We start from the raw sequence: 19,910 nt of genomic DNA, 5'->3' as shown, positions 1-19,910 counted from the left end.
CGGTAACTCTCGCGGGGCACACTGGCAGCGGGAGTCTGGTAAGAACGCGTGAGACGTCCCACGAGATCGAACGAGGAAGGTGGACCGTGAACCGACAGCAGGAATTCGTGCTCCGCACCCTTGAGGAGCGCGATATCCGCTTCGTGCGACTGTGGTTCACCGACGTGCTCGGTTACCTCAAGTCGGTCGCGGTGGCCCCCGCCGAGCTGGAGGCCGCCTTCGTCGAGGGGATCGGCTTCGACGGCTCGGCGATCGAGGGGTTCGCCCGGGTGTACGAGTCGGACATGCTCGCCCTGCCCGACCCGACCACGTTCCAGGTGCTGCCGTGGCGCAACGAGCCGCACGGGACCGCGCGCATGTACTGCGACATCCTGATGCCCGACGGGTCGCCGAGCTACGCCGACCCGCGCAACGTGCTCAAACGGCAGCTGAGCAAGGCCTCCGACCTGGGCTTCACCTTCTACACGCACCCCGAGATCGAGTTCTACCTGCTGAAGAAGAAGCCGGGGTTCGGCGAGCTCCCCGAGCCCAACGACGACGGCGGCTACTTCGACCACACGCCGCACAACAGCGCGCACGACTTCCGCCGCAGCGCCATCATGATGCTGGAGGACATGGGCATCTCGGTGGAGTTCAGCCACCACGAGGGCGGGCCCGGCCAGCAGGAGATCGACCTGCGCTACGCCGACGCGCTGACCACCGCCGACAACATCATGACCTTCCGGCTGGTGATGAAGGAGGTGGCCCTGGAGCAGGGCATCTACGCCACCTTCATGCCCAAGCCGTTCACCGAGTTCCCCGGTTCCGGCATGCACACCCACATGTCGCTGTTCGAGGGGGACCGCAACGCCTTCTACGAGCCCGGCGCCGAGTACCAGCTGTCCAAGATCGGCCGCGGGTTCATCGCCGGGCTGCTGCGGCACGCCGCCGAGATCACGGCGGTGTGCAACCAGTTCGTCAACTCCTACAAGCGGCTGTGGGGCAACGCCGCTGCCTCGGCGGGGGCGGGCGGCGAGGCGCCCGCGTACGTCTGCTGGGGGCACAACAACCGCTCCGCGCTGGTGCGGGTGCCGATGTACAAGCCGAGCAAGGGCAACTCCACCCGGATCGAGTTCCGCTCGCTGGACTCGGCGTGCAACCCCTACCTCGCCTTCGCGGTGGTCCTGGCCGCGGGGCTGAAGGGTATCGAGGAGGGCTACGAGCTGCCCCCGGGCGCCTCCGACGACGTGTGGGCGCTCACCGACGCCGAGCGCAGGGCGCTGGGCATCACCCCGCTGCCGCAGAGCCTGGACGAGGCGCTGCGGGCGATGGAGAGCAGCGAACTGGTCGCCGAGGCGCTGGGCGAGCACGTGTTCGACTTCTTCCTGCGCAACAAGAAGGCGGAGTGGGAGTCCTACCGCCGCCAGGTGACCCCCTACGAACTGCAGCGCTACCTGCCGACGCTCTGACGTTCCCGCCGCGGGGGCGCACGCCGGGGCGGCCCGGTGGGCGCCCCCGCGGTGTCCCTTCCCCGGGAGCGGGACGAAACCGGGCGGCAAATCGGTTTCATTCGGTGGAACAACACAAATCATGCGTGCCATGATGAGACCGTCCGGCGCGCCCGCGCCGACCGCGACCGACAACGTCCGGGGACGCCTCCACGGCGCTTCGAGACAACGGAGGAAACGCACAGATGAATCCGAACACCCCCGCTCCCGCCCTGTACGGTGGCGCCTCGAACCGCCGTGTCACCGTCCACGACCTGGCCTCGGCCAAGCAGCGCGGCGAACGCTGGCCGATGCTCACCGCCTACGACGCGCTGACGGCGCGGATCTTCGACGAGGCGGGCATCCCGGTACTGCTGGTGGGCGACTCCGCCGCCATGGTCGTCTTCGGCCACGACTCCACCATCCCGGTCACCGTCGACGACCTGGTGCCGCTGACCGCCGCGGTGGCGCGGGCGGCCAAGCGGGCGCTGGTCGTGGCCGACCTGCCCTTCGGCTCCTACCAGGCCGGTCCCGAGCAGGCGCTGGCCTCGGCCGCCCGCCTGATGAAGGAGGGCGGGGCCCAGGCCGTCAAGCTGGAGGGCGGCCACCGGGTCACCCCCCAGGTGGAGGCGCTGGTCGCGGCCGGCGTGCCGGTGATGGGCCACATCGGGCTGACCCCGCAGTCGGTCAACACCCTGGGCGGCTACCGCGTGCAGGGGCGCGGCCACGAGGCGGCCGAGGCCCTGCTGTCCGACGCCAAGGAACTGGAGCGGGCAGGCGCCTTCTCGGTGGTCCTGGAGTGCGTCCCGGCCCGGCTGGGCGCGGAGATCACCCGGCAGCTGACCATTCCGACCATCGGGATCGGCGCGGGTCCGGACACCGACGCGCAGGTGCTGGTGTGGCAGGACATGGCCGGGCTGTCGCCGAAGGTGGCCAAGTTCGTCAAGCCCTACGCCAACCTCGCCGCCGAGCTGCGGGACGCCGCGACGAGCTTCGCCGACGAGGTGGTGTCCGGGGCGTTCCCGGACGAGCAGCACTCCTACGCCTGAGTCCGCGTCGGCCCCCGAGCGCACGGCCCCCGCGGCGGTTTCCGGCCGCCCCGGGGGCTTCCCATTCCCCGACCAGAAAACTACTCGGTAGTAGCATGGTCGGGATTCTGGCGCACCGGACCGCGGAGGCTTTCCCATGCAGATCTCCATGCCGTTGAACTACTCGGGGGACATCAAGAAGACCGTCGACCTGGTGGTCGAACTGGAGAAGGTCGGCCTGGACACCGTGTGGGTGGCCGAACTCTACGGCTTCGACGCCGTCTCCCTGATGGGCTACCTCGCCGCCCGCACCGAACGGGTGCAGATCGGCTCGGCGATCCTGCCGCTGTACTCCCGCACCCCCACCCTGATCGCGCAGACCGCCGCGGGCCTGGACTACCTCTCCGGCGGCCGCGCCGTCCTCGGTCTGGGCGCCAGCGGCCCGCAGGTCATCGAGGGCTGGCACGGCGTGCCCTACACCAAGCCGCTCGCCCGCACCAGGGAGGTCATCGAGATCTGCCGCAAGGTGTGGGCGCGCCGGGGCCCGCTCACCCACGAGGGGTCGGTCTTCTCCCTGCCGCTGCCCCCGGGGGAGGGCACCGGCCTGGGCAAGCCGCTCAAGATCATCAACCACCCGGTGCGCGACCGCATCCCGGTCTTCGTGGCCTCCCTGGGGGCCAAGAACGTCGAGATGACCGCCGAGGTCGCCGACGGCTGGCTGCCCCACCTGTTCATCCCGGAGAAGGCCGCCGACGTCTGGGGCGGCGCGCTCGCCGCGGGCCGCGCCAAGCGCTCCCCCGAACTGGGCGAACTCCAGATCGCGGCGGGCGGCATGATCGCGATCGGCGAGGGCGAGGAGACCAAGCGGCTGCTGGACTTCGCCCGCCCCATGATCGCGCTGTACGTCGGCGGCATGGGCGCCAGGGGCAAGAACTTCTACAACTCGGTGGCCCGGCGCTACGGCTACGAGGAGGCCGCCGAGAAGATCCAGGACCTCTACCTGTCCGGGAAGAAGGAGGAGGCCGCCGCCGCGGTGCCCGAGGAGATGGTGGAGCTGACCAACCTGGTCGGCCCCGAGTCCTACGTCCGCGAACGCATCGAGGCCTTCCGCGAGGCCGGGGTCACCCACCTCAACCTGACCCCCTTCGCCGACGACCCGGTCGCGCTGATCGAGAAGGTCAGAAGCTGGGTGTGAGCCGTTCTCCCGACGGCACGGCACAGGCGGCACAACGGTCGGAGAGCACTCACCGGGGCGTCGCCTGCCGAAGCTGACTTCCGTCACAGAACGAAACCGTCCGGACACCTGAGCGTCCGGACGGTCCGCCTCCGTCCCGACGGGAGTCGCCGATGTCGTCCCCTTCCCTCCGCTCTCGCCTCGCCGTCCGTGCCGGTCTCCTCTCCCTCCTCGGTTCCGCCGCCCTCGGCGCGGGAGCCGCCACCGCGACCGCGACCGCCGCGGCCGCCGCCGGCTTCGCCGAGCGCATCGCCCTCTCCCCCACCGCCACCGGCGTCACCACCGCCCGGGTGGAGTACGGCCCCGCCTCCGGCGGAGCCACCACCACCGTCCAGGGCCGCGGCACCGGCACCGCGGCAACGGCCGCTACCACGCCGCCACCCTCACCGGTCTGACGCCCGGCACGGCCTACCGCTACCGGGTCGGCGACGGAGCCTCCTGGAGCGACTGGTCCACGTTCACCACCGCCTCGGCCACCGCCGAGCCGTTCGCCTTCCTCTACCTGGGCGACGTGCAGAACAACATCACGGCGGGCGCCGCCCCCACCATCCGGGCCGCCTACGCCGCCGCGCCCCACGCCGAACTCACCGTGCACGCGGGCGACCTGGTCGACAACGCCAACTCCGACTCCGAACGGGCCGAGTGGTACGACGCCGTCGGAGCCGTGTCCTCCTCGATGAACCACATCACGGCCCCCGGCAACCACGAGTACAGCGGCTGGAACCTGTCGAGCTTCTGGAACCGGCCGTTCCCCGGCGCGGGCAACGGCCCCGGTGACGACGGCCTCGACGACACCGTCGACCACACCGACTACCAGGGCGTGCGCTTCGTGGTGCTGAACAGCAACCACCGCAACGCGCCCCGGTCCGACACCACCGACTGGCTGGAGGACCAGGGGCACTGGCTGGAGCGGGTGCTGTCCGACAACCCCAACCGGTGGACGGTGGTCACCTTCCACCACCCGGTGTTCGCCAACTCCCCCGGCCGCGACAACGGGCCGCTGCGCTCGGAGTGGCTGGACATCCTGGAGGAGTACGACGTCGACCTGGTGCTCCAGGGCCACGGCCACTCCTACGGCCGCGGCACCCCGGTCGCCGACCGCACCGCCGACCCGGCCGTGCAGACCGGACCGGTCCACGTGGTGTCGGTGACCGGGCCGACGATGGACGACGTGTCCGACCGCAACTGGACCGCCAACGGGGCCGAGGCCCGCGTCCAGGTCGGCAACACCCAGACCTACCAGGTCGTCGAGGTGGACGGCGGTGAGCTGAGCTACGAGTCGCGCACCCTGGACGGAACCCTGGTGGACGCGTTCACCATCACCAAGGACGCCGACGGGGGCAAGCGGGTCACCGACGGGCGCTGGGCCCGCCCCGGGCCCGGCCGGGCCCGGGGCGCCCGCCGTGCCCGGGACCGGCGGGGCACGGCGGGTGGGCGCGGCCCGCGGATCGCGGCGCCGCGCCCGCCACCCCGACTCGGCCGCGGCCGGCGGCTCACACGTCGGTGATGCGGATGCCCGCGTGCGCCTTGTAGCGGCGGTTGATCGAGATCAGGTTGGCGGTGAACGCCTCCACCTGGTGGGCGTTGCGCAGCCGCCCGCCGTAGATCCCGCGCACCCCGGGGATGCGGGAGGCCAGGGCGCGCACGGTGTCGGTGGCCTCCCGGTCGTCGCCGAGCACCAGCACGTCCAGGTCCACCTCGGCGACCTCGGGGTCGAGCAGGACCACGGCGGAGACGTGGTGGAAGGCGCCCACGACCCGGCTGTCCGACAGGATCGCGGCGGCCTGCTCGGCGGCGCTGCCCTCCTCGACCGGCAGCGCGTAGGCGCCGCGCTTGTCGAAGCCCAGCGGGTTGACGCAGTCGATGACGATCTTGCCGGCCAGGACGTCCCGCAGCGACTCCAGCAGGGCGCGGTGGCCGTCCCAGGGGACCGCGACGATGACGACGTCTCCGGCCTCGGCCGCGGCCGCGTTGTCCGCGCCCCGCACCGGCAGGTCCGCGCCGAGCTCCGCGGCGACGGCCTGGGCCCGTTCGGCGTTGCGGGAGCCGAGGATGACCTCGTGGCCGGCCATCGCGAACCGGCGGGCCAGTCCGCGTCCCTGGTCGCCGGTGCCGCCCAGCACGGCGATGGACAGTCCGGACACGTCGGGCAGATCGTGCGGTGAACTCTGTTGTGTCATAACCATGATCATGTCAGCCGCGGGGGGCGGGTTCCCGACCCGACCCCCCGTTTACCAGCAGGAACCTCGTCACCAGTCATTCCACTCGCGGTCCTGCTCCTCCCACTGCTCGTTGCGCTCCCGGGCCCGGGTCAGGGCCGCCTCGGCGGAGGCGCGGTCGGGATAGGGGCCGAGCCGGTCCTTGTTGGGGCTGCCCGGACCGCGTTCGACCTTCCCCGTCTTGAGGGAGTACCACCACTTGTCCGCCCCGTCCTCCGGTTCGGGCAGGATGTCCCGCCCCAGACCTCTGCTCACGGACGCCTCCCGTCAGCCGCTGACTACACTCGTATTCCATGACTACCCCGCTGGTTCCCGGGCGTATCTCGCCCAAGCGATCGGTTCCTCCGTCCATCCCCCGCCCCGAGTACGTCGGCAAGAAGCACCCGGTCGAGGGGGTGCTGGGGGATGTGCAGACCCCGGAGACCATCGAGGCCATGCGGGTGGCGGGGCGGATCGCGGCACAGGCGCTGGAGGAGGTCGGCAAGCACGTCCGGCCCGGCGTGACCACCGACGAGCTGGACCGCATCGGCCACGAGTTCCTGTGCGACCACGGCGCCTACCCCAGCCCGCTCGGCTACAAGGGGTTCCCCAAGTCGCTGTGCACCTCGCTGAACGAGGTCATCTGCCACGGCATCCCCGACGACACGGTCATCTCCGAGGGCGACATCGTCAACATCGACGTCACCGCCTACATCCACGGCGTGCACGGCGACACCAACGCGACCTTCCTCGCCGGGGAGGTCGGCGAGGAGTCCCGGCTGCTGGTGGAGCGCACCCGCGAGGCCCTGATGCGCGGCATCAGGGCGTGCCGGCCGGGACGGCAGATCAACGTGATCGGCCGGGTCATCGAGTCCTACGCCAAGCGCTTCGGCTACGGCGTGGTGCGGGACTTCACCGGCCACGGCGTGGGGCCGGAGTTCCACTCGGGGCTGATCATCCCGCACTACGACGACCCGCGCGCCGACACCGTGATGGTCCCCGGCATGACCTTCACCATCGAACCGATGATCACCCTGGGCACCATCGAGTACGAGGTGTGGGAGGACGGCTGGACCGCGGTGACCAAGGACCGCAGGCGCACCGCCCAGTTCGAGCACACCCTGGTGATCACCGAGGACGGCGCGGAGATCCTGACGCTGCCCTGAGCCGCTCCCGCCCGCCGCCCGTAACGTGTGAGGTGGGGGCCGGTGGGAGGAGGCAGCCGTGCTGGCGATGGTCGGTCCGCGGGACCGCGGCGCCACGGGGCCTGCCCGGCGGGCGACCCCGTGGTCCGGTCCGGCCGTCCGCCGCCTGCGCGCCATGCTGTCCTTCGCGGCGGGCGTCCTCGGGGCGCTGTGCGACGCCGAGCGGGTGCTGCCCGAGGCCGATCCCGCGCGGGTCGGCGCCCTGCTGGCGGAGCTGGGCCGCCTGCCGCCGTCCGCGCCGCCCGCCGACCGGGTGGCGGCGCTGCGCGCGTTCCAGGCCGCACGGGGGCTGCCGGACGACGGCGTGGCCGACGGCGCCACCGTGACGGCGCTCATGCGCGAGGTGCGCTCCCTGCGGGAGCGGCGCGCCCTGGGGCTCGCGGGGCGTCTCCGGCGCCGCTGACGCCGCTCAGCGGTGCGCCGCCAGGTCGGCGAGCCGGTCGTCGGGGGTCCGCAGCACCGGGCCGAGCAGGCCCACGAGTCCGGGGCGGGCGGCCAGGCGCAGGGCGGCCGTGCGCAACCGCAGCCGGGTCCGGCTGGCGGGCACGAACCAGTCGGCGATGCGCCGCCCGGCGCGCTGCTTGCGGACGACGGCGGGACGCACCCGCTCCTCGTAGCGGAACGGCGCAGCCACCGCGTCGCCGTCGCGCAGCAGTTCCTCGGCGAGCACGCAGGCGCCCGCCACGGCCATCGCCGCACCCTGCCCGGCCAGCAGCGACACCGCCTGGCAGGCGTCGCCGAGCAGCGCCACGCGGGGCCGCGCCCACGAGGCCGCCTCGATCTGGGCGACCTCGTCGTAGTACACCTGTCCCGGCTCGGGACAGCGGTCCAGGACCTCGGGGATCAGCCAGCCCAGGGAGGCGTAGCGCTCCCGCAGCCGCTCGCGGGGGTCCTCGGGCAGCGGGTCCGCCCCGGCGCGGTGGGCGAAGACCGCGGCGAGGCGCTCGCCGTCCAGGCGGCAGACCCCGGCCTGGAGTCCGGGCGCCTCCACCATCTCCAGGTGGTCGCCGACGCGGGCGCCCAGCTCCGGGTCGGCGAACAGGTAGGCGGCGGTGTGGTAGCCGAGGGAGCGCAGATGGCGCCACTCGGGTCCGAAGGCGAGCTCGCGGACCCGGGAGTGGATGCCGTCGGCGCCGACGAGCAGGTCGGCACGTTCCACCTCGCCGGTGGTGAGGGTGACGGCCACGTGGTCGGCGGCGGTGGCCACCGCGTCGACGCTGGTGGAGTAGCGGAACTCCACGCCCGGTCCCAGCGCCTCGAACAGGAGGTCCTCCAGTTCTCCGCGCATCAGGGTGACCACCCTGCCCCGTTGCAGCCGGACCAGGGAGTCGTAGGGCAGCTCGCAGGTGACGCGTCCCGCGCGGTCGCGGTAGCGCACCCCGGCCACGGTCCGGGCGCGCTCGCGCACCCGCGGCAGCAGCCCCATCCGTTCGACCGCGTCGTAGCCGGGGCCGAAGAAGTCGATGAGGTAGCCCGCGCCGCGCTGCCCGGGGGCGTGCTCCACGACGAGCACCTCCCACCCGGCGCGCTCCAGCCACCAGGCCAGCGACAGTCCGGCGATCCCGGCTCCGCAGATCACGACCCGCACTGTGGATTCCTTCCGGTGGTGTGCTCGCGGGGGGCCAGGATCCTGGCCAGCGGTCCCGCCAGGGCTGCGGTGTCCGGGACCTGCCCGAGTGCGCGGTGCAGGACGATCCCGTCGAGCAGGGCGCACAGCAGCGCCGCGCTCTCGGCGGCGTCGGCGACTCCGTGGCCGCTCAGCCACTCGGCCACGCGGTCGCGGTACTCCGCCAGCAGTCCCGCCAGGGCGGTGCGCAGCGCGGCGTCCCGGCCGGCCGCCAGGGCCGCCTCGACCAGCAGCAGCGATCCGGGGTCGCGGCCGTCGTAGACGTCGAGGGCGGCGAGCAGCCGGGCCAGCCCGGTGGCGGGGTCGGGGGCCGCGCGCAGCTCCCGCAGCGGCTCCTCCAGGGCCCGGCGGGCGAACTCGACCGTCGCCGTGGCGAGGAGGTCGGCCACCGAGTCGAAGTGGTAGTGCACCAGGCCGGGGCGCACCCCGGCGCGTTCGGCGACGCGCCGGGTGGTCACCGCCGCCCAGCCGACCTCGGGGATCAGTTCGGTCGCGGCGGCCAGCAGCCGCTGCCGGGTCTGCCGTCCCCGTTCGACCGCGCTCTCCGCGGACACCGCCCCTCCCGTCGTTGGTCAATTGCCTTGGACACATGACCAATATCGGGGACGGGAGCGCCCGGGTCAAGGAGAATCCGTGTGGTCCCGGACGACGGCCCCTGCGGGCACGGAAAAGACCGCCCGTGCCCCGGTGCTCCCCGGCATGATCCCCACGAGCATGCCGGGCGCACCGAGGCCAAGGACGCCGTGGATCGGCCACGGCGGCCAGGTCCGGCCCTGGCGACCGAGCACTCGGCGCCTGACGGCCACGCCGGAACGGGCGGCTGGAAGAAGCATATGCGCAACGGCGGGACGGGCTCCGTGGCCCCGCTCACTCCCCGGTTGCGGGCAGCAGGGGGCGAAAACGGCGTTCTGGCTGGCCAGAGCACTTCCGGTGGGACCGTTCGCGGCGGGCTGGCCGTATCCGGCCACCGCTGCGCCCCGCGGCCGTCCTCCGGTGCGCCGTATCTCACACCCCCCTCTGACCTCCTCACCTTTCCCCCGCAGACTTCGCGACTCGCCAAAAACCCTCTGTCACCGCTACCGTTCCGCCCATGATGGGGCACTCTCACGCGCTCAGCGGCGTGGTCGGTTGGATGGCTGTCGTTCCGTTGCTCAACCAGGTCGACGTCCTCGGCGTCACCTTCGACCTGGGCCCGGGCGAGATCATCGCGGGCGGACTGGTCTGCGCGGGCGCCGCGCTGATCCCCGACCTGGACCACAAGAGCGCCACCATCACCAAGACCTACGGGGTCTTCACCGAGACCCTCGGAGCGTTCTTCAACTGGGCGTTCGGCGGACACCGCAACGGCACCCACTCCCTGCTGTTCGCGCTGCTGATGGGCGGGCTGGCGCAGCTGCTGGTGTGGTGGTCGGAGATGGCCGCCCAGGTGTTCGTGTTCCTGCTGATCGGCATCGCGCTGAACGGCCTGGGCTACGGCATGGAGAAGAACCGCGTGGCGGCCGAGGTCATCAACGCGCTGGCCACGGCGGGCATCACACTGGCGCTGTACACCTCGGGGGTGAGCTACGCCTGGCTCGGCCTGGCCGTGTGCTACGGCTGCCTGCTGCACTTCCTCGGCGACATGGCCACCCAGATGGGGGTGCCCCTGCTGTGGCCGTTCTGGAAGTACCGGTTCGGGCAGAACGTCGGCTTCAAGACCGACGGGCCGGTGGAGCGCAAGGTCATCACCCCCATGCTCACGCTCGCGATCGTGCTGATGTCGGTCTACCTGTTCCCGTGGAAGGACCTCCTCCCCGAACTGTGAGACCGCGCTCCGGCCCCCGGGAGGGGCGCGGCCGCGCCTAGGCTGGACGCGTGACACGCGTATCCGAGAACCTCAGCCCCGAACTGCACGCCTACCTCGTCGCCCACAGCAGCCCGGTCGACGAGGTGCTGACCGACCTCGCCGCCGAGACCGAACGCCTCTTCCCCGAGGCCGTCCGCATGCAGATCGCCCCCGAGCAGGGCCTGTTCCTGACCCTGCTGGCCCGCCTGACGGGCGCCCGCGACGTGGTGGAGGTCGGCACCTTCACCGGCTACTCCTCGATCTGCCTGGCCCGCGGCCTGCCCGCCGACGGCACCCTGCTGGCCTGCGACGTCAGCGAGGAGTGGACCGCGGTGGCCCGCCGCTACTGGCAGCGGGCCGGGGTCGCCGACCGCATCGAGCTGCGCCTGGCCCCCGCGCTCGACACCCTGCGCGCACTGCCCGCCACCCCCCGCTTCGACCTGGCCTTCATCGACGCCGACAAGGAGTCCTACACCGACTACTGGGAGGAGCTCGTGCCGCGGGTGCGTCCGGGCGGGGTGCTGCTGGTGGACAACGTGTTCTCGCACGGCCGGGTCCTGGACCCCGCGCAGACCTCCGCCCGGGTGCAGGCCATCCGCGACTTCAACGCCCACGCCCGCGCCGACGAGCGGGTGGAGCTGGTCCTGCTGCCCATCGGGGACGGCCTGACCCTGGCCCGGCGGAGGTGACCCGCCCCGGAACGGAGCAACCGCCCCGTCCTTACCGCTCCTTTACCCGCGTGGGAGATACCCCTGCCGTGACCGCCTCGCCCTCGCGCCCCGAAGCCGCCGACGTCTGCGACGAGTTCGTGCTCCGCTACCCGCGGCGCTGCCTCCTCCTGCTCGGCGGCCTTCCCGGTGCGGGCAAGAGCACCCTGCTCGGCCGCCTCTACGGGCTGTCGGGGACCGAGACCGCCACGGTGCGCTCCGCGGACGGGGTCCACGTCGTCGACTCCCTCCAGTCCCGCAACCGGCTCACCCCCCGCCTGCGGGCCGTTCCCTACCCGCTCTGGCGCTGGGCCACCCACCTGCTCCACTTCCTGCGCGTCCTGACCGCGCTGCGCGGCGGCGGGCCGGTCATCGTCCACGAGACCGGCACCCGCCGCCCGGTGCGCCTGCTGTTCGCGCTGTACTGCCGCCTGACCGGCGCCGAACTCCACCTGCTGTTCATCGACGCCGCCCCCGCCGAGGCCCGGCGCGGACAGTTCACCCGCGGCCGCCGGGTCAGCAGGCACAGCTTCCGCGGGCACCTGCGCCGGTGGCGGGCCCTGCGCCGCGCCGTCAGCCGCGACCCCCGCCGGGCGGTGCCCGAAGCGCGCTCCCTGGTGCTGCTGGCCCGTCCCGAGGCCGCCCTGCTGCACCGGATCGACTTCGGAGCCCGGCGGTCCGCGCCGCGTTTCCCCCGGCCGCACGGGTCGTCGCGGATCGCGGTCCCCTGAGCCGCCACACCGGCCCCGGGAGACGGCACCGCTCCGGCAGTGGGACAATCGTTCAGTGATCTCGCTGCTCACCACCATCGCGATCTTCGGCGTCGGCGGAGCCGTCCTCAACGTCGCGCTCCAGGGTCTCCTGCTCACCCTCGTCGGCCGTTCCACCAGAACCGGGCCGCGTGTCGCCTCGGGCGTCGCCATCGCCCTGCTCCTCGTCGCCCTGCCGACGCTGGGCGCCGCCAACCTGCTGGCCACGACCCCGCAGGCGGGCTTCGCCTCGGCCTTCACCGTGGCGTTCTGCGTGGCGCTGCTGGTCCTCGGCTCCACCCTGGCCTTCTCCGCGCTGGCCGCGCGGCGCGCGCTCCCCGAGACGCTGCCGAGCCTGTCGGGACCGACCGTCTACCTGGGGTCGCTGGGCATCTGCGTGCTGGTGGGCGTCCTCGGCGCGGTCACCGCCGACACCCTGTTCTGAGCGGCTCAGGACAGCGCTGCGGCCTCGGGGACGACCGCCGCCAGCGCGTCGCGGTGGACGCCGTGGGTGACCACCGTGGTGAACCCGAACCGGTCGCGGTGGGCGAGAAGCTCCCGGGCGATCTCCGCGGCGCTGCCGAGCAGGACGAAGGGGCTGTCCAGCACCTCCTCCAGGGTGCCCAGCCCGGCGGCCGCGAAGCGCTCGGACCGTTCGGCGAAGGCGCGCTCGACGTCGTCGGTGACCAGGACCTCCTGGACGAGCACGCTGAACTCCGGGTTCCGGCCGTGCCGGGCGGCGACGCCGCGCACCAGCTCCACCCGCCGCAGCAGCTCGTCGGTCCCGGCGACGGTGAACTCCCCCGGCGGGCGGCCCGGGCGGTGCCGGAGGCCGCTGAAGGCGACGACGTCGGCGTGTGCGGCGGCCAGGGTGAGGACGCGCTCGCCGTGGCCGCCGATCGTCAGCGTCGGACGCGGGGAGCGGGCCGGGGCCGGTTCGGTCCCGGCGAACCGGCGGTCGAGTTCGGCGACGGCGCGTTCCAGGCGTTCGACCCGTTCGGCGTGGGGCCGCCACGGGATGCCCGCGTCGTCGAACTCCCACTTCATGTGCCCCGCGCCCAGGCCCAGCTCCAGTCGGCCGCCGCTGATCCGGTCCACGGTGGCGGCCGCGCGGGCCAGCAGCGCGGGGTTGTGGAACCCGTTGTTGAGCACGTAGGTGCCCAGCCCCAGCCGCGTGGTGGCCGCCGCCGCGGCGGCCAGCATCACGAAGGGGTCGGGCTGCCCCAGGTGGTCGGGGGCGTAGAGGACGTCGAAGCCCAGCTCCTCGGTCCGTACGCAGTAGTCGGTCCAGTGGTCGAGGTCGGCGCCGTGGAAACTGACGCCGAAACGGAGTCCGCTCATGCTCCGAACCAACCACACGCGGCCGTCCGGGGACAGCCCGTTCTGCTGACAGCAGGAGGCCGGCTCAGTTCTGCTGTTCGCGCTGCGCCTGCCGCGCGGCCCGCCGCTCCAGGGAGGCCAGGTAGGCGTTGTAGGCGTCCAGGTCGGCGTCCTCCGAGCCGTCCCGCCGGCTGTGGCGCTCGCGGCGGCGCTCCGCGCGCTCCTCGTCGCGGGCCCACTGCACGGACAGCGCCACCAGCACCAGCAGGGTGGGGATCTCCCCGAGCGCCCAGGCCACCCCGCCGCCCGCGTACTGGTCGTCGGCGAGGCTGTCCAGCCAGGGCACCTCGAACTGGCCGTAGTACTCCATGGCCAGCGGCGCGGACTGCATCATGATCGCGACGCCGAAGAAGGCGTGGAACCCCATCGCCACCAGCAGCAGCACGATCCGCAGGATGAAGGGGACCTTCCGGGGCGCGGGGTCCACGCCGATGATGATCCAGTAGAACAGGAACCCCGAGAGCAGGAAGTGCACGTTCATGAACATGTGCCCGAGGTGGTCCTGCATGAGGAAGCCGAACAGCGGGGTGAAGTACAGCACGTAGACGCTGAGCACGAACATGGGCGTCGCGAAGGCCGGGTGCGTCACCACGCGCGAGTACCCGCTGTTGAGGAAGGCGTTGAGCCACTCGCGCGGTCCCCGGTCGCCGCGCTGGCGGGCGGGGCGCAGGGCGCGCAGCGCCAGCGTCGTCGGGGCGCCGAGCACCAGCAGGATCGGCACCAGCATCGACAGCACCATGTGCTGCACCATGTGCACGCTGAACAGCACGTAGGAGTAGGTGCCCACGCCGGTGAGCAGGACCGCGGCGAGCACCAGCAGGCCCGTCAGCCACGCGGCGGTCCGCCCCCACGGCCAGGCGTCGCCGCGGCGCCGCAGGCGGACCACGCCCGCCAGGTAGCCGCCGCCCAGCACGGCGATGACCGTGATGAAGAAGAGGTCGGGCCGCCACAGCGTGAGCAGGGTCTGCGCGCTCATGGGCGGCGGCATGGCGAAGCCGGTGAGGTTGCGGAAGGCGTCCGTGGCCTGCGACAGGTCGGGCGGCGGGGCGGTGCGGCTGAGCGCGGCGGCCAGCCCCATCGCCGCGGCCATGAGGGCGACCTCGACGGCGGCGAAACGCAGGAACAGGCGGCGCCCCGGCTCCTCGGCGATGCCGGGGACGGTGCGGGAGCGGTGCACCCAGCCCAGCCCGCCCAGGGCGATGAAGACCACGACCTTGGCGAGCATCACCTGCCCGTAGGCGCTGGTGAACAGCTCCCCGACGCTGGACAGGCGGCTCGCGGCGCTCGCCAGTCCGCTGAGGGCCACCCCGATCCAGGCCCACAGCGCCATCGTGCTGAACCGGCGCACCGCCGTGGGCACGTGCTCGCCGGTGCCGCGCAGGGCGTGGAAGAGCAGTGCGGCCAGGCCGCCCACCCACAGCGAGACGGACACCACGTGCGCCGACAGGCCGACGATCGCCATCTCGTGGTTGCCCGCGGAGGAGGCGTGCCCGGTGAGCGCGGGCGGCAGCATCCCGACCAGGGCCAGCGCGGCGAGTCCGGCCGTTCCCGCGGCGCCGGTGACGGTGCGTCCGACGAGGGCCACCCCCAGGGCGGCCAGCACGGTGAGGGTCAGCCCGATCCCCTGGGGCACCGAACTGGCGTAGCTGGTGATCTCGTTGCCGAGGATCTCCGCGACGGGCCGTCCCAGGATGTCGGAGAGCTGGAAGACGAGGGCGGCGGCGGCCGCCGCCGCCCACACCAGTGCGCTCCAGGAGGCGGCGCGCACGTAGGACCGCGCCTGCTCCCCGAGCCCGCCCCGCTGCAGCGGCAGCAGGAACACCGCGAGCACGAGCAGCCCGACGGTCAGCGCGGCGGAGACGTCCACCGCCGTCCTGGCGACCGGCAGTCCCCAGCGGGTGAGCGGGCCGGGGTCGGGCAGGCCGGGGCTGATCTGGGGGTATCCGGCGCCGCCCAGCAGCATGGCGAGGATCAGCGCGACCAGACAGGCCGCGGCGGCCGCGGCGGCGGCCAGTACGACGGCCTCGCCCGCGCCGGAGCCGTCGGTCCTGAGTCGTTGGTTACCGGGGGAAGCCACGCCCACGCTCCGTCGTCGTCGAACGTCCTCACGTGCTGCGGCGACCACCGATCACCGCAGCGGCGATCCCCGCACCCACCAGTATCCCGAGCGCTCCCCACAACCACGGAGCGACCACCTCGGCCGCGTCGCCGAGGAGCCAGGCCATGACGTTCAGTGCGGACACCACCTTGGACAAGCCTAAGCGAAGTACTACAAATCGTCGTACCCACCTTCTCCGACACTACCCGTGCCGGCGCGAACGCGTTCCGAAATCCCCCCGCCGAGCAGAAACTCCGTTCCGGTGTGTCGAAAAGCCCACGCTGTCCCCGGTTCGCGGGGACAATGGCGGTCAGCGGCGCGACGGGCCGGCGCCGGCGTCCCGAGCGGGCGGCGGGGCCGCGGCCGGTCAACCCGCCGAGAACCGACGTCCACCCCTGTGCCGCGCGGCCGCGAGGCTCCGGCGCCGGGACGGGCACGACTGTCGGCGACAACCACACGAGGGGGCCAGGTGCGCCAATTCGATCTCGTCATCCGATCCCGACGCGCGGTCACTCCCACCGGTGTCGGACCGGCCGCGGTGGCCGTCGCCGACGGGCGGGTCGCCGCTGTCGCCGACTACCGCGCCGAGCTGCCCTGCCGGGGCCAGACCGATCTGGGCGAGGTCGCGCTGCTGCCCGGGATGGTGGACGTCGACGCGGCGGTGCAGGCCCCCGGCCAGCTGCTGTCCCAGGGGTACGCGCGCACCACCCGGGCGGCCGCCGCCGGCGGGATCACCACCCTCGTCGTGGCCCCGGCCCCCGCCCAGCCCGCGATCACCTCCACCGACACGCTCCGCGCCCACCTGCACGCCTCGGCGAGCAGCTGCGCCGTCCACGTCGCCTTCCTCGGCGGCATCACCCCGCGCAGCGGCCCCGCCGAACTGGCGGACCTGCGCGCCAACGGGGTGGTGGGGTTCGCCTGCTCGCTGTCGGACGGGGGAGGCGGGGGCCTGGCGGCCCTCGACGACGTCCACCTGGGCAAGAGCATGGCCGAGGTGGCGACGATGGACGTGCCGCTGGTGGTGCACGCCGAGGACGCCCGCGAACTGGGCTCCCCGGTGGGCCCGAGCAACAGCGCGCTGCTGGCCGCGCGGCCGCCCCGGGCGGAGCGGCGGGGGCTGGAACGGGTGCTCGCCGCCGCGCGGAGCAACGGCGCCCGGGTGCACATCGCCCCGTTCGTGGCGGCCGAGTGCGCGGCGATCCTGGCCGCGGCGCAGGCCGTCGGCATCCCGGTCAGCGCGCAGACCTGCCCGCACTACCTGTGCCTGCCCGCCGAGCACGTGCCCGACGCCGACCCCGCCTACCGCTGCCGTCCGCCGCTGCGCTCCGACGCCAACCGCGGCGCGCTGTGGAACGCCCTGCTGCACGGCGCGGACTCCTCCGGCAACGCCATCGTCGGCTCGGTGGCCTCGGGGCACCGCCCGGGCACCGGCATCGCGGCGATCCGGTGGACGCTGCCCGCGCTGTGGACCGCGGCCCGGCGGCGCGGCCGCGGCCTGGCCGAGCTGAGCCGCTGGACCGCGCAGCGGCCCGCCGAGCTGATGGGGCTGTCCGCCAAGGGGCGCATCGCGGTGGGGTGCGACGCGGACCTGGTCGCCTTCGACCCCGACGCCCACCAGACGGTCCCCGCGGCCGACGACAGCCCCTACCGGGGGCGTCGTCTGCAGGGGAGGGTGACCGGCACGTGGGTGTGCGGGATACCGGTACCTTCGGACCCTGACAAGGACCCCTCGCCGCGTGGTGGTCCCCTGCTGTCCGCCTACAACTAGGGGCACCGCGGAAGTCTCACGGCGCGGCGGTCGGACCCCGTTGCCCGTCCGTTCCGCCGTGGGCCGGACGGGGACCGGGATCGGAGTGGGGGCAGCATCTTCGACACCGAGGAGGAACCGTGCGCGTCGGCGTGCCCCGTGAGATCAAGAACCACGAGTACCGGGTGGCGATCACCCCGGCAGGCGTCCACGAACTGGTCCGGCACGGCCATGAGGTCCTCGTCGAGCGCGACGCCGGCGCGGGCTCGGCCATAAGCGACGCGGAGTACACCGCCGCGGGGGCGCGGGTCCTGGACAGCGCGGACGAGGTGTGGGGCGCCGCCGACCTGGTGCTCAAGGTCAAGGAGCCGGTCCCCGAGGAGTACCACCGCCTGCGCGAGGGCCAGGTCCTCTTCACCTACCTGCACCTGGCCGCCTCCCGCGAGTGCACCGACATCCTGCTGAAGCACGGGGTCACCGCCATCGCCTACGAGACCGTGCAGCTCGCGGACGGCTCCCTGCCGCTGCTGGCCCCCATGTCGGAGATCGCCGGACGGCTCGCCCCGCAGGTGGGGGCGACCGCCCTGCAGCGTTCCAACGGCGGCCGGGGCGTGCTGCTGGGCGGCGTCCCGGGGGTGCGCCCGGCCCGGGTCATGGTGCTCGGCGCGGGCGTGTCCGGCATGAACGCCGCCCAGGTCGCGGTGGGCATGGGCGCCGAGGTGACCCTGCTGGACGTGGACATGGCCAAGCTGCGGCGCGCCGACACGGTGTTCCAGGGGCGGGTGCGGACCCTGGCCTCCACCGCCTACGAGATCGAGCGGACCGCGCTGGAGTCCGACCTCGTCATCGGCGCGGTGCTGATCCCCGGGGCCAAGGCCCCCGTCCTGGTCGACAGCGACCTGGTCGCGCGGATGCGGCCGGGGTCGGTCCTGGTGGACATCGCCGTGGACCAGGGCGGCTGCTTCGCCGACACCCGGCCCACCACGCACTCCGACCCCACGTTCACCGTGCACGACACGGTGTTCTACTGCGTGTCCAACATGCCGGGCGCGGTGCCCACCACCGCCACGCACGCCCTGACCAAGGACACGCTGCGCTACGCGGTGGCCCTGGCCGACCGGGGGTGGCGTGCCGCGCTGGCGGCGGACCCGGCGCTGGCGGCGGGGCTCAACACCTTCGGCGGGGAGCTCACCAACGAGGCGGTGGCCCGCGCGCACGGGCTGTCGGCCCGCCCCGTGGCCGAGGTCCTGGCGCAGGGGTAGCCCCCTCCGGTCGCGGGCCCGCTCCCGCCGCTCGGTGGTGCCGGGTCTGCCGGAGCCGCTACCGTCGAGAGTGCAGGAAGGCGGCCGTTCCGCGGCCGCGACCCCGGTCTTGGGAGGCGACAGGTCAGTGGCACGCACGGAGCCGACGACCCTCACCCGTGTGGCGGCCGTGGAGATGCGTCTGGTACGGCTGACGGTGACGCGGCCCCGGGCGCGGCAGCGCTCCGGAGGGCCCGACCGCTTCGTGCGGCACATCCTGGTCCGGGTCCGCGACGACGCGGGGACCAGCGGCTGGGGGGAGATCCCCGACGCCGACGACGCGCTGTGGGACTCCCTGGTGGCCGACTACGCCCCGGCCCTGGTGGGGTACCGCTGGCAGCGGCCCACCGAGGCCGCGGCGGCCTGGCGGTCCCTCGCTCCCCGGCCCGCCGTGGCCGCCGCGCTGGACACCGCCTGCTGGGACCTGTGGAGCCGGCAGCGCGGCATGCCGCTGGCGCACGCGCTGGGCGGGGTCCGCACCGCCGTCACCACCGGGGTCACCCTGGGGCCGCAGCCGTCCGTGGAGTCCCTGGTCCACGAGGTGAACCGGCAGGTCGGCGCGGGGTGCAAGCGCATCCGGCTGCAGATCGGGCCCGGGTGGGACGTGGAGGCGGTCCGCGCCGTCCAGGAGACCTACCCGTTCCTCGTCCTCCAGGCGGACGGGGGCGGCCGCTACACGGAGAGCCCCTCGGACCTGGCGGCGCTGCGCGCCCTGGACGACTACGGCCTGCTCGCCATCGAGCAGCCCTTCGCCGCCGCCGACCTCGCCGCGCACGCCCGGCTCAGCCGTGACCTGCGCACCCCGGTGGCGTTGGACGACTCGGTCGACTCCCTGGAGCGGCTGGACGAGGCGATCCGCCTGGAGGCGGCGTCGGCGCTGAACCTGCGGATCGTCCGGATGGGCGGCCTCACCCCGGCCCGGCGCGCCCACGACCGGGCGGTGGACGCCGGCTGGCAGGTGTGGTGCGGTTCCGACCGGGAGTCGGGGGTGGGCCGGGCCGCGGTCGTGGCGCTGGCCTCGCTGCCCGGCGCGACGCTGCCGTGCGAGATGCCGCGGGCGGGCGAACGCTTCGCCCACGACCTGGTGGCTCCGACGGTGCGGTCGCACGACGGTGTCGCGGCGGTTCCGCTCACCCAGCCCGGGCTGGGGCACGAGGTGGACGAGCGCACCGTCGAGGCGCTGACGGTGCGGTCGGCCTCGCTGGGGGTCCTGGACTGACCGGGCCCCGGCGCGGTCCCGTGCGCTCCTTCGTGCCCGGGTCCGTTCCGCCGCGGTCCGGCTGCGCCGTGTTGCCGCGCGCCCTCCCGCTCCGGGATGATCGAGTCCCCTCCTCCGCAGAAAGGA

21 protein-coding genes are annotated in these 19,910 nt (G+C 73.5%); 14 read left to right on the top strand and 7 right to left on the bottom strand.

The window, feature by feature from the left end; genetic code table 11:
* The first annotated feature begins 86 nt into the window (after positions 1 to 86).
* From FOF52_RS01675 to FOF52_RS01660, 5 genes are all read left to right on the top strand, one after another.
* Complete coding sequence (locus tag FOF52_RS01675) at positions 87 to 1,448, top strand: glutamine synthetase family protein (protein ID WP_248592065.1); 1,362 nt, start codon at positions 87 to 89, stop codon at positions 1,446 to 1,448.
* Between the two features lie 224 nt (positions 1,449 to 1,672).
* Positions 1,673 to 2,515, top strand: coding sequence for a 3-methyl-2-oxobutanoate hydroxymethyltransferase (panB, locus tag FOF52_RS01670; RefSeq protein ID WP_248592064.1), 843 nt, complete (start codon positions 1,673 to 1,675; stop codon positions 2,513 to 2,515).
* A gap of 136 nt (positions 2,516 to 2,651) precedes the next feature.
* Complete coding sequence (locus FOF52_RS01665; RefSeq protein WP_248592063.1) at positions 2,652 to 3,689, top strand: LLM class F420-dependent oxidoreductase; 1,038 nt, start codon at positions 2,652 to 2,654, stop codon at positions 3,687 to 3,689.
* Between the two features lie 152 nt (positions 3,690 to 3,841).
* Positions 3,842 to 4,123, top strand: coding sequence for a hypothetical protein (locus tag FOF52_RS22085; protein ID WP_425265516.1), 282 nt, complete (start codon positions 3,842 to 3,844; stop codon positions 4,121 to 4,123).
* A 116-nt stretch (positions 4,124 to 4,239) separates the two neighbouring features.
* Positions 4,240 to 5,235: a metallophosphoesterase family protein gene (locus FOF52_RS01660; protein WP_425265515.1), complete on the top strand. Its 996-nt coding sequence runs from the start codon at positions 4,240 to 4,242 to the stop codon at positions 5,233 to 5,235.
* On the opposite strand, the gene npdG is transcribed toward FOF52_RS01660, so the two are convergent.
* Together npdG and FOF52_RS01650 are read right to left on the bottom strand one after the other, a co-directional pair.
* Entirely contained in the window at positions 5,222 to 5,908 is a 687-nt protein-coding gene (gene npdG, locus FOF52_RS01655; RefSeq protein ID WP_248592062.1) for an NADPH-dependent F420 reductase, read from the bottom strand. The two genes, FOF52_RS01660 and npdG, sit on opposite strands and share 14 nt — an antisense overlap.
* Before the next feature lie 69 nt (positions 5,909 to 5,977).
* Positions 5,978 to 6,202 (bottom strand): hypothetical protein, encoded by a 225-nt coding sequence (locus tag FOF52_RS01650; RefSeq protein WP_248592061.1) that lies wholly within the window; start codon positions 6,200 to 6,202, stop codon positions 5,978 to 5,980.
* A 38-nt stretch (positions 6,203 to 6,240) separates the two neighbouring features.
* Here FOF52_RS01650 and map point away from each other — a divergent pair, with 38 nt between their 5' ends.
* The gene (map, locus tag FOF52_RS01645; protein ID WP_248592060.1) at positions 6,241 to 7,092 is read left to right on the top strand and encodes a type I methionyl aminopeptidase; all 852 of its coding nucleotides are present in this window, start codon (positions 6,241 to 6,243) and stop codon (positions 7,090 to 7,092) included.
* A gap of 67 nt (positions 7,093 to 7,159) precedes the next feature.
* A complete protein-coding gene (locus tag FOF52_RS01640) occupies positions 7,160 to 7,534 on the top strand; it encodes a peptidoglycan-binding protein (RefSeq protein WP_248593717.1) in 375 nt (124 codons plus the stop codon).
* Between the two features lie 6 nt (positions 7,535 to 7,540).
* Here the strand turns inward: FOF52_RS01640 and FOF52_RS01635 are convergent, their stop codons facing one another.
* On the bottom strand, positions 7,541 to 8,719 hold the full coding sequence (locus FOF52_RS01635) for an FAD-dependent oxidoreductase (RefSeq protein WP_248592059.1): 1,179 nt from the start codon (positions 8,717 to 8,719) through the stop codon (positions 7,541 to 7,543).
* The gene (locus FOF52_RS01630; RefSeq protein WP_248592058.1) at positions 8,707 to 9,312 is read right to left on the bottom strand and encodes a TetR/AcrR family transcriptional regulator; all 606 of its coding nucleotides are present in this window, start codon (positions 9,310 to 9,312) and stop codon (positions 8,707 to 8,709) included. Before FOF52_RS01630 ends, FOF52_RS01635 begins: the two co-directional genes overlap by 13 nt.
* Before the next feature lie 536 nt (positions 9,313 to 9,848).
* Here FOF52_RS01630 and FOF52_RS01625 point away from each other — a divergent pair.
* From FOF52_RS01625 to FOF52_RS01610, 4 genes are all read left to right on the top strand, one after another.
* A complete protein-coding gene (locus FOF52_RS01625; RefSeq protein ID WP_248592057.1) occupies positions 9,849 to 10,562 on the top strand; it encodes a metal-dependent hydrolase in 714 nt (237 codons plus the stop codon).
* Positions 10,563 to 10,612: 50 nt separating this feature from the next.
* Positions 10,613 to 11,272 carry an O-methyltransferase gene (locus FOF52_RS01620; protein ID WP_248592056.1) on the top strand — a complete coding sequence of 220 codons (660 nt, stop codon included), beginning with the start codon at positions 10,613 to 10,615 and terminating at the stop codon, positions 11,270 to 11,272.
* A 68-nt stretch (positions 11,273 to 11,340) separates the two neighbouring features.
* Positions 11,341 to 12,021, top strand: coding sequence for an AAA family ATPase (locus tag FOF52_RS01615; RefSeq protein ID WP_248592055.1), 681 nt, complete (start codon positions 11,341 to 11,343; stop codon positions 12,019 to 12,021).
* A 55-nt stretch (positions 12,022 to 12,076) separates the two neighbouring features.
* Complete coding sequence (locus FOF52_RS01610; RefSeq protein WP_248592054.1) at positions 12,077 to 12,484, top strand: hypothetical protein; 408 nt, start codon at positions 12,077 to 12,079, stop codon at positions 12,482 to 12,484.
* Positions 12,485 to 12,489: 5 nt separating this feature from the next.
* Here FOF52_RS01610 and FOF52_RS01605 read toward each other — a convergent pair whose 3' ends face one another.
* The 3 genes from FOF52_RS01605 to FOF52_RS01595 form a co-directional block, all read right to left on the bottom strand.
* Positions 12,490 to 13,380 (bottom strand): TIGR03621 family F420-dependent LLM class oxidoreductase, encoded by an 891-nt coding sequence (locus tag FOF52_RS01605; protein WP_248592053.1) that lies wholly within the window; start codon positions 13,378 to 13,380, stop codon positions 12,490 to 12,492.
* A gap of 64 nt (positions 13,381 to 13,444) precedes the next feature.
* Positions 13,445 to 15,496: a bifunctional copper resistance protein CopD/cytochrome c oxidase assembly protein gene (locus tag FOF52_RS01600; RefSeq protein WP_248592052.1), complete on the bottom strand. Its 2,052-nt coding sequence runs from the start codon at positions 15,494 to 15,496 to the stop codon at positions 13,445 to 13,447.
* 28 nt (positions 15,497 to 15,524) lie between these two features.
* On the bottom strand, positions 15,525 to 15,665 hold the full coding sequence (locus FOF52_RS01595; RefSeq protein WP_248592051.1) for a hypothetical protein: 141 nt from the start codon (positions 15,663 to 15,665) through the stop codon (positions 15,525 to 15,527).
* Between the two features lie 321 nt (positions 15,666 to 15,986).
* Between FOF52_RS01595 and FOF52_RS01590 the strand changes: the two genes are divergently transcribed.
* From FOF52_RS01590 to FOF52_RS01580, 3 genes are all read left to right on the top strand, one after another.
* Positions 15,987 to 17,285, top strand: coding sequence for an amidohydrolase family protein (locus tag FOF52_RS01590; RefSeq protein ID WP_248592050.1), 1,299 nt, complete (start codon positions 15,987 to 15,989; stop codon positions 17,283 to 17,285).
* A gap of 119 nt (positions 17,286 to 17,404) precedes the next feature.
* Positions 17,405 to 18,526, top strand: a complete 1,122-nt coding sequence (gene ald, locus FOF52_RS01585) for an alanine dehydrogenase (protein WP_248592049.1) — start codon at positions 17,405 to 17,407, stop codon at positions 18,524 to 18,526.
* A 127-nt stretch (positions 18,527 to 18,653) separates the two neighbouring features.
* Positions 18,654 to 19,784: an enolase C-terminal domain-like protein gene (locus FOF52_RS01580; RefSeq protein ID WP_425265514.1), complete on the top strand. Its 1,131-nt coding sequence runs from the start codon at positions 18,654 to 18,656 to the stop codon at positions 19,782 to 19,784.
* The last annotated feature ends 126 nt before the right edge of the window (positions 19,785 to 19,910 follow it).

Source organism: Thermobifida alba (genome assembly GCF_023208015.1).
Taxonomy (GTDB): Bacteria; Actinomycetota; Actinomycetes; order Streptosporangiales; family Streptosporangiaceae; genus Thermobifida; species Thermobifida alba.
The sequence above is the reverse complement of the archived record's forward strand: the minus strand, read 5'-3'. Positions and strand labels throughout refer to the sequence as shown.

Coding starts and splice junctions, on each gene's coding strand:
- FOF52_RS01665 (WP_248592063.1), top strand. CDS start 2,652: ATGCAGATCTCCATGCCGTTGAACTACTCGGGGGACATCAAGAAGACC.
- FOF52_RS01640 (WP_248593717.1), top strand. CDS start 7,160: ATGGTCGGTCCGCGGGACCGCGGCGCCACGGGGCCTGCCCGGCGGGCG.
- FOF52_RS01605 (WP_248592053.1), bottom strand. CDS start 13,380: ATGAGCGGACTCCGTTTCGGCGTCAGTTTCCACGGCGCCGACCTCGAC.
- map (WP_248592060.1), top strand. CDS start 6,241: ATGACTACCCCGCTGGTTCCCGGGCGTATCTCGCCCAAGCGATCGGTT.
- panB (WP_248592064.1), top strand. CDS start 1,673: ATGAATCCGAACACCCCCGCTCCCGCCCTGTACGGTGGCGCCTCGAAC.
- FOF52_RS01625 (WP_248592057.1), top strand. CDS start 9,849: ATGATGGGGCACTCTCACGCGCTCAGCGGCGTGGTCGGTTGGATGGCT.
- npdG (WP_248592062.1), bottom strand. CDS start 5,908: ATGACACAACAGAGTTCACCGCACGATCTGCCCGACGTGTCCGGACTG.
- FOF52_RS22085 (WP_425265516.1), top strand. CDS start 3,842: ATGTCGTCCCCTTCCCTCCGCTCTCGCCTCGCCGTCCGTGCCGGTCTC.